Below are 10,819 nucleotides of genomic sequence, written 5' to 3' on the forward strand. Positions count from 1 at the left end.
AGCCTATCGACAGTTCAACGGGCCATGAAGACTGCCTGCCCCCTACCAGGGGGGGATCGCAGTTCTTGATGGTACCTAGATGGTGACTAGTCAGATGGGAACCCAAAGGTTCGAGCATTTCAGGATGCTATTACTTAGTTCGGGCTAAAAAATGGCATTAACCTCTCAAGCCTTTCAATCAGAAAATTCCGTAGCGAAAATTATAATTACCAAAGCCTATTTTTTCTGACCCCGCTTTATAACATCGTCTAACATCGCATTAAAATTAAAGCCAACCCCTGCAAAGTTCGGGTTTAGCGTGACATACCTGTTAATCCTTGCCAGAATCGAATCAGCCTTGGTATCGATAATACTAGGCGTTAATTCATATAACTGAACAATCAATTCCTTATTCATTTGCATGAACAACGGGTCATTGGTCTTGACATCCTTCATTACAGAAAGAGACTTATCAATGTCAGCCTGAACACGATACATAATGGCCAATTCACACAACGAGATAGCATAATCAAATTTGTTTGCGTCTGAAAACTTGGAAACATCAATTTTTTCTAGGAGCTGTCGTGCTTCGTCTGGTCGCTTAGTCGCCACTAGCACCCTGGACAAAAAGACCTCTACTAACGGATTATGGTGGACCTTTAAAGCTCGTAGATAGTTTGCCTCCGCCAACTTGAAATCATTCAAGTTTCTTTGGCAGTCGCCAATCTCGAACCATATATCCGCAATAGCTGATTCTGCCAACTCTGGCTCGCTTACCAAGCCTGCATAGATTTCTACTGCTTTATTAATATGCAATTCATTTGACGAAACTTCCCCTAAAGATTTGTAGGCCCTAGCCCAACATACACGACCATAGATCGTTCTCGCTGCCTCTGGGCAAGCTTCATACTCCATAACAGCATATAATGCTCGCTTTTCACCTTCTTGGATGTCGTTCAAATTGAAATACGCAACCGCAGCTACTAAGCGGTATTGAAGTTTGCTAGCCGCTTTGTCAGTTAGCTCAACGACCCGTTCCGCCAATGTGACAACGGCAACATGATTTAGCTTACCTGAAAAGACATCTAGATAAACTTCAATTAATTCTGGGTTAGATGTCTTATACGGATCATGTCCAGACAGAATTTTTTGCGCCTTTGCACGATCATTAAACCTAACCAAATGATGCAGCGCGTGATTTATGTCAACTTCCACAACCCAGCGTTCATCATCAATAGCTAACGCGAGTTCTTCAGAAGCCAACTCGAATTTCGAGGATATCTGATTTATATCATAAATACGCTCCAACTGTTGCAGAAGCGAGCCCATCGTTTCTACATCTAAGTCCAACCACTTCTTAGCTTTCACAAAATTCCATTTTATCATAGGCACAGTATGACCCTGATGGCACAACCGATACCACGTGATGTGAGCTCTAGTTAATTTCAGCTTCTGCCGATTACTCAAGCTATCGTCGCTTTCATAACCCTTTAAATGTGGCGTATTCTTATATTCATCCTTACAACAGTTCTTAAATCTTTCCCCGGACCCACACAAACATGCTGCACGCCCCGTAGGTTCAAACTGTTCTAAACGGTCCGATTGCATTGCATCCCTCTAAGAAAAAAATTTATTCGCGATAAGAAACGAGCACACCATCCAAAAACAGGCGTTGGGTCTGAATCCATCGTCCACCGTCCCCCAGAGAAAGGGCTGGGGAGCCCAGCAACTATCCTGCCAGCGAGCCCACCAAAGCTTTTATCTAAAGGGGCAGCGGCTTTTTCGGGTCATGATCCTTAATTTCCAGCGTATCTACGTTCAACAACTTTGCAGACTTACCATCCTTATGAATGTAAAGAGCATCTGTACTGAACGTACCCGCGCGGTGCTCCAACTTAAACCCATCACTGACAAGTTGGTTTCTCACCACGACCAGTTCAGCGCCACCAAACGTATAATCTAGTTTATAGCCACCCATTGTCCCTTCGGTTTCAAACCGAAGGGTTGAACCGTGCTCTTCAAAGAAGTGCTTAGCATCTTTCTGCGACTCCCTTAGCTCGAACAGTGCCATTTCTATTAGCTTCGTCAGGTGTTCGTCAGATTCTGCTTCAACGGCGAGGGTAAACATCCTTGCTTCACGCTTCATACAAGCTCCGAGGTTAGGTAGGAATGAACCGATGTTAACTCCCGGCTACACGGGTTACGAGTTACATCTGTCTATACTGCGGAGATTAACTACATCAAACAGGCTCCATGAAAACAAAAAACCCGACAAATCAATGACCTGCCGGGCTCTTTGGCTAAACGGTAAGATGGAACTAAAGCCTTACAACGGCATACCACTATGAAAACGAAATTCTTCATCCGAGCTTTCAATTAGCTCACGCTCAACCGCCCTCACCTTCCCAATTACTGCATTCACGTCCGCAGCATCGCCGAACTGGTAAGCCAATTTGAGATACCCCTGATAATGACGCGCCTCGCTTTTCAGCAAGCCGAAATAGAACTTGCCTAGTTCTTCATCTAGATGGGGCACCAACGCTTCAAAACGCTCACATGAGCGTGCTTCGATGAATGCCCCCACCACCAGCGTATCCACCAGTTTTACTGGTTCGTGATTTCGCACCACCTTGCGAAGACCCGATGCATAGCGCCCAGCAGACAATGGGCGCAATGGCACATGTCGCCGCTTCATGATGCGCAACACCTGCTCATGGTGGACCAGCTCTTCACGGGCAAGACGCGACATGAAATTGATCAGGTCAAGGTGGGTGTTGTATTTGGCGATGAGAGCCATGGCTGAGGCCGCAGCCTTGAATTCGTTGTTCTTATGGTCAATCAGCAGGGTTTCCTGGTCCGCCAAGGCAGCCACAACCCAAGCCTGCGGTGTCCGACACCCCAGAAAATCGTTGATTTCAGGCAGGTTCACAGGCTGATCTCATTTCGTAGTTGCATTGCTGCCTTTTGCTCATTGTTGGCATGGTCGATAAGCAGGATATCGAGGTTATTCAGCGCCGCTTGCACCCAACTGGCGGGCGTGGGGCACAACAAAAAGGCATCGATTTCAGGAAGGACAGGCATAAATCACGGCTGGGCTATGGGGCAGGCGCGGGATTATACGGGGGTGCGTGGTCTTACGCGCGTGGGAAAGGGTTGATCTGCATCAGCAAGCGCAACGCTGGGCTAAATTTATAGTGAAGGCGCACGCTACTGCCGTCTCCCCAGTGAGGACACAACCATGCAAGCCGTTCGCAGCATCCTGGTAATCATCGAGCCCGAGCACCCTGAAGGCTACGCGCTAAAACGCGCCAAGCTGATTGCCGGCGTAACCCAGTCGCATCTGCACCTGCTGGTTTGCGACAAAAAGCACGACCACTCCGGCCTGCTCGACGTGTTGGCCAACGCGCTGCGGGTGGACGGTTACAGCGTGTCGAGCCAACAAACCTGGCATGAGAACCTGCACCAAACCATCATCACCGTTCAACAGGCTGAAGGCTGCGGCCTGATCATCAAAAACCACCGCCCCGACAACCCGCTGAAAAAAGCCCTGCTAACGCCTGAGGACTGGAAGCTGCTGCGCTATTCACCCTGCCCCGTACTGATGGTGAAAACCGAACGGCCGTGGGCCGAAGGGGTGATTCTGGCGGCAGTGGATGTCGGCAACTCAGACGGTGAACACCGCACCCTGCATGCCAGCATCATCAGCCACGCATACGAAATTGCCGGTTTGGCCAAAGGCAGCTTGCATGTCATTAACGCACACCCCTCGCCAATGCTCGCCTCTGCCGACCCGGTGTTTCAATTGAGCGAGACCATCGAGGCCCGTTACCGCGAACAGTGCCGCTCGTTCCAGAACGAATTCGGGTTCGACGACGAGCAATTACATATCCTCGAGGGCCCGGCGGATGTGCTGATTCCGTTTATGGCCAAGAAGCTCAGCGCTGCAGTCACTGTGATGGGCACCGTTGCCCGCACCGGGTTGTCAGGCGCACTGATCGGCAATACCGCTGAAGTGGTACTGGATATGCTGGAAAGTGATGTGCTGGTGCTCAAACCGGATACTGTCATCGCCCATCTGGAAGAGCTGGTCGAACAGCGTTGAGCTGGGAGATATAAAAAACCGCCTCATCGGCGGTTTTTTTATGGGCTCACACCCGGCTTTCCATCCCTTCGCGCAAAAAACGCGGGGCGATATAGCGGTCGTAGTGCGCTTCTGACAGCAGGAAGAATTCGCGGTCGATGGCATCGCGCAACTCCGGCAGCGCCCAGTCGCGAAACTCGGGCAACAGCACCATGCCGTACGCCTCCAACTGGTTGATCACCCGCGCTCCGCGAGCGATCAATTGGTAGGCCCAGCAATATTCCGATTGCTCAGGCACAAAGCGGATCTGCCGCTGTTCAAGCTGCTGGCGTAGGCGCGCGGGGTCAAATACGTCGACTTTTGCCGCCATCACCTGCACCAGAAGAATTTCCAGCCGCAGCCAGACGGCGCGTTTTTCTTCGTCGTTATAGAGGTTCCAGTTCACCACCTCATGATGAAAACGCTTACAGCCTCGACAGACCAGATCCCCGTAGACGGTGGAACACAGGCCGACGCAGGGCGTTTTAATGCGGTGGTTGGACATAGGCAGGTGGTTACAAGGCAACTGGAACAGGCCGGCATCTTAGCCCTTTGTCTAAGGAGGGTCACCCCGGTGTATGTAGGGCTTTGTCTTACCTTTACTGCGCTTTTCCAGTAGAATCGGCGGGCCATTCTTAGGCGTGATGTCCGTTAGAAGCTGTTTTCAAAGCGTCACGAGCACAGTTAATCCCGCAGGAACGCAGTTGGTTGGGTTGCCTTGAAACACCGGCAGCCCAGCCAGCCCTCATCAAAACGTCCTGCAGGCGTAAAACTTTGAAAGCAGCTTCTGGATGCGTCCCGGACAACCCTATGGGACCACTGATGAGGGTAATAACTGTGCTTGAAGCCTATCGCAAACACATTGCAGAGCGTGCAGCTCAGGGTATCGTGCCCCAGCCGCTAAACGCCGAACAAACTGCCGGCCTGGTTGATCTGCTGAAAAACCCGCCTGCTGGCGAGGAAGAATTCCTCGTTGATCTGATCACCAATCGCGTACCGCCAGGCGTAGACGAAGCTGCCTACGTTAAAGCCGGTTTCCTGTCCGCTGTCGCCAAAGGCGAAGCCACCTCCCCGCTGATCAGCAAGCAACGCGCTGTTGAGTTGCTGGGCACCATGCAAGGCGGTTACAACATCGCCACCATGGTTGAGCTGCTGGACAACGCCGAGCTGGCCGCGACCGCCGCCGAACAACTCAAGCACACCCTGCTGATGTTCGATGCGTTCCACGACGTTGCCGAAAAAGCCAAAAATGGTAACGAACACGCTAAAGGCGTGCTGCAGTCCTGGGCTGATGGCGAGTGGTTCAAGAAGCGCCCTACCCTGGCCGACAAGATCAGCCTGCGCGTCTTCAAAGTAACCGGCGAAACCAACACCGACGACCTGTCCCCGGCGCCAGACGCCTGGTCCCGTCCGGACATCCCGCTGCACGCCCTGGCCATGCTGAAAATGGCTCGCGACGGCATCGTGCCGGACGTTCAGGGCTCCATCGGCCCGATGAAGCAGATCGAAACCATGCGCGGCGAAGGCTTCCCTATCGCTTACGTGGGTGATGTGGTCGGTACCGGTTCTTCGCGTAAATCCGCCACCAACTCGGTGCTGTGGTTCTTCGGCGACGATATTCCTTACGTGCCGAACAAGCGCGCCGGCGGTTTCTGCTTCGGCTCGAAAATCGCTCCGATCTTCTACAACACCATGGAAGATGCCGGCGCCCTGCCAATCGAGTTCGACGTGTCGAACATGCACATGGGCGACGTGATCGACCTGTACCCGCACGCTGGCAAAGTCTGCAAGCACGGTACCGACGAAGTGCTCACCACCTTCGAACTGAAAACTCCGGTTCTGCTGGACGAAGTTCGTGCCGGTGGCCGTATTCCGCTGATCGTCGGCCGTGGCCTGACCGAGAAAGCACGCGCCGAGCTGGGCCTGGGCCCAACCGACCTGTTCAAGCTGCCAGAAGCCCCGGTCGACACCGGCAAGGGTTACACCCTGGCGCAGAAAATGGTCGGCAAGGCGTGCGGTCTCCCAGTGGGCAAGGGCATCCGTCCTGGCACCTACTGCGAACCGAAGATGACCACTGTCGGCTCTCAGGACACCACCGGTCCAATGACCCGTGACGAGCTGAAAGACCTGGCGTGCCTGGGCTTCTCGGCTGACCTGGTAATGCAGTCCTTCTGCCACACCGCGGCTTACCCGAAACCGATCGACGTAACCACCCACCACACCCTGCCGGACTTCATCCGCACCCGTGGCGGCGTGTCCCTGCGTCCTGGCGACGGCATCATCCACAGCTGGCTGAACCGTATGCTGCTGCCGGACACCGTCGGCACCGGTGGTGACTCGCACACCCGTTTCCCGATCGGCATCTCCTTCCCGGCCGGTTCTGGCCTGGTTGCCTTCGCCGCTGCCACTGGCGTTATGCCGCTGGACATGCCGGAGTCGGTACTGGTGCGCTTCAAGGGCAAGCTGCAACCCGGCATCACCCTGCGTGACCTGGTACACGCCATCCCTTACTACGGCATCAAGAACGGCCTGCTGACAGTTGAGAAGAAAGGCAAGATCAACGCCTTCTCCGGCCGCATCCTGGAAATCGAAGGCCTGGACGAGCTGACTGTTGAGCAGGCTTTCGAGCTGTCTGACGCCTCGGCTGAACGCTCCGCTGCAGGTTGCACCATCAAGCTGCCGGAAAAAGCCATTGCCGAATACCTGAAGTCGAACATCACCCTGCTGCGCTGGATGATCAGCGAAGGCTACGGCGATGCCCGCACCATGGAACGTCGCGCTCAAGCGATGGAAGCCTGGCTGGCCAATCCGGAACTGCTGTCGGCAGACCCTGATGCCGAGTATGCCGAAATCGTTGAAATCGACCTGGCCGACATCAAAGAGCCTGTGCTCTGCGCGCCAAACGACCCAGACGACGCTCGCCTGCTCTCGACCGTTCAGGGCGAGAAGATCGACGAAGTGTTCATCGGTTCGTGCATGACCAACATCGGCCACTTCCGCGCTGCCGGTAAGTTGCTGGACAAGGTCAAAGGTTCGATCCCGACGCGTCTGTGGCTGTCGCCGCCGACCAAGATGGATGCTCACCAGCTCACCGAAGAAGGCTACTACGGCATCTACGGCAAAGCTGGCGCGCGCATGGAAATGCCGGGCTGCTCGCTGTGCATGGGTAACCAGGCACGCGTAGCGGCGAACTCGACCGTCGTGTCGACTTCGACCCGTAACTTCCCGAACCGTCTGGGCGATGGCGCCAACGTGTATCTGGCATCTGCTGAACTGGCCGCTGTAGCGTCCATCCTCGGCAAGCTGCCTACCGTTGCCGAATACATGGAATACGCGGCGAGCATCGACAGCATGGCTGCCGACGTTTACCGCTACCTGAGCTTCGACCAGATCGCGGAATTCCGCGACGCTGCAGCGAACGCGCAGATTCCAGTCGTTCAAGCGTAACGATGTAGTGCATTAAAGAGCCCCGCCCAGTGCGGGGCTTTTTTATGGGCGCACTGGCGAGGCGCTTACGCCCTGCTAGGGTAAACACGTGTCGCACCTTTTGCGGCGCCCGTGTTAACTGTCAGGGAGTTCGACACCATGAAGCACTGGATTCTCGCCGCTGTTTGCCTTGTCAGCCTGGCGGGCTGCTCGAGCGAATACATCATTACCACCACCGACGGCCAGATGCTGACCAGCGATGGCAAACCCGAATTGGACAAGAAAACCGGCATGCTGGAATTCGAAGACAGCGAAGGCCGAATGCAGCAGATTCCGCAGTCTTCTGTAAAGCAGATGCTGGAGCGCTGAATCTCAAACAGGGAGATCCGCCCCACAGATGGGATTTTTCCCCAGTACAGACAGTTGAAATTTCTTACACCCTCTCGACAAGCGTAACGGCCGCACTTATCTTCGCCACTGGCCAGCGCACTGGCCAACGTCGCTCGGACGGTTCCGGGCGCTTACGTCTTCGAGGAACACATGGCTGAACAAGCTTCGCGCCGCTTTGCGCGCATCGATCGTCTCCCCCCCTATGTTTTCAATATCACCGCTGAACTGAAGATGGCTGCGCGTCGGCGCGGCGAAGACATCATCGATCTCAGCATGGGCAATCCCGATGGCGCCACACCGTCGCATATCGTGGAAAAACTCGTACAGGTTGCTCAGCGTGAAGACACCCACGGCTACTCGACTTCTCGTGGCATTCCGCGCCTGCGCCGGGCGATTTCGCGCTGGTATCAGGATCGCTATCAGGTAGAGATCGACCCGGAACATGAAGCCATCGTCACCATCGGCTCCAAGGAAGGCCTTGCGCACCTGATGCTGGCCACCCTGGATCAGGGCGACACGGTACTGGTGCCTAACCCCAGTTACCCCATTCACATCTACGGCGCGGTGATTGCGGGCGCGCAGGTGCGTTCGGTACCGCTGGTGCCAGGTGTCGACTTCTTTGCGGAAGTGGAACGCGCCATTCGCGAGAGCATTCCGAAGCCGAAAATGCTGATCATTGGCTTCCCCTCCAATCCCACGGCGCAATGCGTGGAGCTGGACTTTTTCGAGCGCATCATCGCGCTGGCCAAGCAATACAACGTGCTGGTGGTCCACGACCTGGCGTACGCCGATATCGTCTATGACGGCTGGAAAGCGCCGTCGATCATGCAGGTACCGGGCGCAAAGGATATTGCGGTGGAGTTCTTCACCCTGTCCAAGAGCTACAACATGGCGGGCTGGCGTATCGGCTTTATGGTCGGCAATCCGGAATTGGTAAACGCCCTGGCACGGATTAAGAGCTACCACGACTACGGTACGTTTACGCCGCTGCAGGTTGCAGCTATCGCCGCATTGGAAGGCGAGCAGACGTGCGTGCGTGAGATCACCGCCAACTATCAGCAACGGCGTGATGTGCTGGTGCGCGGGCTGCATGAGGCGGGCTGGATGGTCGACAACCCGAAGGCGTCGATGTACGTGTGGGCCAAGATTCCCGAACCCTATGCGAAGCTAGGTTCGCTTGAGTTTGCTAAAAAGCTGCTGGCCGAAGCCAAGGTCTGCGTCTCGCCAGGCATCGGGTTCGGCGATTATGGTGACGATCATGTGCGCTTTGCCCTGATTGAAAACCAGGACCGTATTCGTCAGGCGGTTCGAGGCATAAAGGCGATGTTCCGTGCCGACGGCCTGCTCGCCAAAGGCAAGGGCGACTCGGTGTAAGAAGGAACGCCGCTAGAGAGGGGCCACTGCTGGATCAATGGTGGCCCCGCTCATCCATTACCGCTGAACTTGTCTTGTCGCGGGATACCGAATGGGGGCTTTCCTTTCCCGTACAAGGCCCCTTTGATGCTTGATCTCACCACCTGGAATCTAACGGTACCCGCTCACGGCTCCGCCACCGCAATCGACACTGCCCGCCTCAACAATGGCTACCGGAGTCAGTACTTTCGTCGCCATTCAGACCACAGCATCACCTTCTGGGTACCGGTCACCGGTAGCACCACCGAAGACAGTCGCTACCCCCGCACCGAACTGCGCGAAACCCAGACTGATGGAACACTCAGCTATTGGCCCTACCAGCTTGCCGATAGCTATCTGAGCGCCGTGTTGTCGGTGAATCAGGTGCCGAGCAAAGGCAAGATCATCATTGGCCAGATTCACAGCAACGACCAGCCGGGGAGCCAGAACGACCCACTGCTCAAGCTGCAATATCACTATCTACGAGGGGTGGGTCGCCTAGAGGCCTTGGTACGCAAGCGTCCGGGAGATACTGAGGTGGAAAACGTGCTGCTCGCTGAAAATGTGCAGCTCAATGAGCGCTTCAGCTATGACCTGCGCCTGACACCCACGGGCAAACTTGGCATTCAGGTACGGAGCACAGATGGCGACGCCGGTTCGTACTATCGACAACTCAGTGGTTACTGGGGCAACCAGAGCTTCTACTTCAAGGCTGGCGCCTATGTGCAGGACAACTATGGCCCGACTAACGAGGGCGGCCGGGTGACGTTTTACTGGCTTAATAGCGTTCATCGGTAGAAGCGCAATAGCCTGAAGTACACGTGCCTTTTGCCGGGTAAAATGCACTCACTTCCGCCAATGCTATAGAGACTGAAATGGCCCGCCTGCAGCTGCAATTCCCCGAAGACCAATTTTGCTACAGCACACACCTGACCGTTAGGGTTACCGATATCAACGCAGGCAATCACCTGGGCAATGACTCGATGATTTCGATGATTTCCGAGGCGCGTGCACGCTTCCTTTTTGACTTTGGTATTCAGGAAACCAACGGCACGGGCCTCGGCATTATCGTCACCGACTTGGCCACTACCTATAAGGCAGAAGCCCATGCACGGGACCAATTGCTATTTGAGGTCGGGGTTATGGACTTCAACAAATATGGCGGCGATATCACCTTCCGCATCACACGCTCCGCCGATAACAGCCTGATTGCCATGGCTAAATCAGGGTTCGTATTTTTCGACTATAGCGTGTCGAAGGTTGTACCGATGCCGGAAGACTTCTTTGGGAAATTCAGCAAGGTTAACTGGCTGAGCTAACTCTGCGCGCTCCGCACTAAGCGCGTCCCGCGCCTGGTGCAAGCTGCCGCCAACTTTTCTCAGCGCAAAAACAAACCCCCCACTCGCTTGCGCGAGTGAGGGGTTTGGAATTTAAGCTTGACGATGACCTACTCTCACATGGGGAAACCCCACACTACCATCGGCGATGCGTCGTTTCACTACTGAGTTCGGG

Annotated in this window: 11 protein-coding genes and 1 rRNA gene; 6 read left to right on the plus strand and 6 right to left on the minus strand. The window is 54.8% G+C overall.

Annotated features, from left to right (window positions below; translation table 11 throughout):
- Positions 1-216: 216 nt before the first annotated feature.
- The 4 genes from PKE98_RS23515 to miaE all read right to left on the minus strand — a co-directional run bounded on the left by PKE98_RS23515 (position 217) and on the right by miaE (position 3,060).
- Positions 217-1,347 (minus strand): tetratricopeptide repeat protein, encoded by a 1,131-nt coding sequence (locus tag PKE98_RS23515; protein ID WP_271197849.1) that lies wholly within the window; start codon positions 1,345-1,347, stop codon positions 217-219.
- A 394-nt stretch (positions 1,348-1,741) separates the two neighbouring features.
- Entirely contained in the window at positions 1,742-2,125 is a 384-nt protein-coding gene (locus tag PKE98_RS23520) for a hypothetical protein (protein ID WP_271197850.1), read from the minus strand.
- A gap of 180 nt (positions 2,126-2,305) precedes the next feature.
- Positions 2,306-2,908 (minus strand): MiaE family protein, encoded by a 603-nt coding sequence (locus tag PKE98_RS23525; RefSeq protein WP_271197852.1) that lies wholly within the window; start codon positions 2,906-2,908, stop codon positions 2,306-2,308.
- Positions 2,905-3,060: a tRNA isopentenyl-2-thiomethyl-A-37 hydroxylase MiaE gene (gene miaE / locus PKE98_RS23530; protein ID WP_373877909.1), complete on the minus strand. Its 156-nt coding sequence runs from the start codon at positions 3,058-3,060 to the stop codon at positions 2,905-2,907. The genes PKE98_RS23525 and miaE overlap by 4 nt, the downstream gene beginning before the upstream one ends.
- Positions 3,061-3,217: 157 nt before the next feature.
- On the opposite strand from miaE, the gene uspL reads away from it, so the two are divergent.
- Positions 3,218-4,081 (plus strand): universal stress protein UspL, encoded by an 864-nt coding sequence (uspL, locus tag PKE98_RS23535; protein ID WP_271197853.1) that lies wholly within the window; start codon positions 3,218-3,220, stop codon positions 4,079-4,081.
- Between the two features lie 46 nt (positions 4,082-4,127).
- On the opposite strand, the gene PKE98_RS23540 is transcribed toward uspL, so the two are convergent.
- On the minus strand, positions 4,128-4,604 hold the full coding sequence (locus PKE98_RS23540) for a DUF1289 domain-containing protein (RefSeq protein WP_271197855.1): 477 nt from the start codon (positions 4,602-4,604) through the stop codon (positions 4,128-4,130).
- A gap of 332 nt (positions 4,605-4,936) precedes the next feature.
- On the opposite strand from PKE98_RS23540, the gene acnB reads away from it, so the two are divergent.
- The 5 genes from acnB to PKE98_RS23565 all read left to right on the plus strand — a co-directional run bounded on the left by acnB (position 4,937) and on the right by PKE98_RS23565 (position 10,626).
- Positions 4,937-7,546: a bifunctional aconitate hydratase 2/2-methylisocitrate dehydratase gene (gene acnB, locus PKE98_RS23545; protein WP_271197865.1), complete on the plus strand. Its 2,610-nt coding sequence runs from the start codon at positions 4,937-4,939 to the stop codon at positions 7,544-7,546.
- Positions 7,547-7,684: 138 nt separating this feature from the next.
- A complete protein-coding gene (locus tag PKE98_RS23550) occupies positions 7,685-7,894 on the plus strand; it encodes a YgdI/YgdR family lipoprotein (RefSeq protein ID WP_271197856.1) in 210 nt (69 codons plus the stop codon).
- A gap of 171 nt (positions 7,895-8,065) precedes the next feature.
- Positions 8,066-9,289 carry an alanine transaminase gene (gene alaC, locus PKE98_RS23555; RefSeq protein WP_271197857.1) on the plus strand — a complete coding sequence of 408 codons (1,224 nt, stop codon included), beginning with the start codon at positions 8,066-8,068 and terminating at the stop codon, positions 9,287-9,289.
- 126 nt (positions 9,290-9,415) lie between these two features.
- On the plus strand, positions 9,416-10,105 hold the full coding sequence (locus tag PKE98_RS23560) for a polysaccharide lyase family 7 protein (protein ID WP_271197858.1): 690 nt from the start codon (positions 9,416-9,418) through the stop codon (positions 10,103-10,105).
- A 77-nt stretch (positions 10,106-10,182) separates the two neighbouring features.
- Positions 10,183-10,626: a thioesterase family protein gene (locus tag PKE98_RS23565; protein WP_271197859.1), complete on the plus strand. Its 444-nt coding sequence runs from the start codon at positions 10,183-10,185 to the stop codon at positions 10,624-10,626.
- A gap of 115 nt (positions 10,627-10,741) precedes the next feature.
- On the opposite strand, the gene rrf is transcribed toward PKE98_RS23565, so the two are convergent.
- Positions 10,742-10,819, minus strand: a 5S ribosomal RNA gene (gene rrf / locus PKE98_RS27330); the annotation flags it as partial.

Source organism: Pseudomonas turukhanskensis (assembly GCF_027922365.1).
GTDB classification, from domain to species: Bacteria; Pseudomonadota; Gammaproteobacteria; order Pseudomonadales; family Pseudomonadaceae; genus Aquipseudomonas; species Aquipseudomonas turukhanskensis.

Excerpts from the sequence above, each read along its gene's own strand:
- PKE98_RS23520 (WP_271197850.1), bottom strand. The coding sequence starts at position 2,125 with ATGAAGCGTGAAGCAAGGATGTTTACCCTCGCCGTTGAAGCAGAATCT.
- miaE (WP_373877909.1), bottom strand. The coding sequence starts at position 3,060 with ATGCCTGTCCTTCCTGAAATCGATGCCTTTTTGTTGTGCCCCACGCCC.
- uspL (WP_271197853.1), top strand. The coding sequence starts at position 3,218 with ATGCAAGCCGTTCGCAGCATCCTGGTAATCATCGAGCCCGAGCACCCT.
- PKE98_RS23540 (WP_271197855.1), bottom strand. The coding sequence starts at position 4,604 with ATGTCCAACCACCGCATTAAAACGCCCTGCGTCGGCCTGTGTTCCACC.
- PKE98_RS23550 (WP_271197856.1), top strand. The coding sequence starts at position 7,685 with ATGAAGCACTGGATTCTCGCCGCTGTTTGCCTTGTCAGCCTGGCGGGC.
- alaC (WP_271197857.1), top strand. The coding sequence starts at position 8,066 with ATGGCTGAACAAGCTTCGCGCCGCTTTGCGCGCATCGATCGTCTCCCC.
- PKE98_RS23560 (WP_271197858.1), top strand. The coding sequence starts at position 9,416 with ATGCTTGATCTCACCACCTGGAATCTAACGGTACCCGCTCACGGCTCC.
- PKE98_RS23565 (WP_271197859.1), top strand. The coding sequence starts at position 10,183 with ATGGCCCGCCTGCAGCTGCAATTCCCCGAAGACCAATTTTGCTACAGC.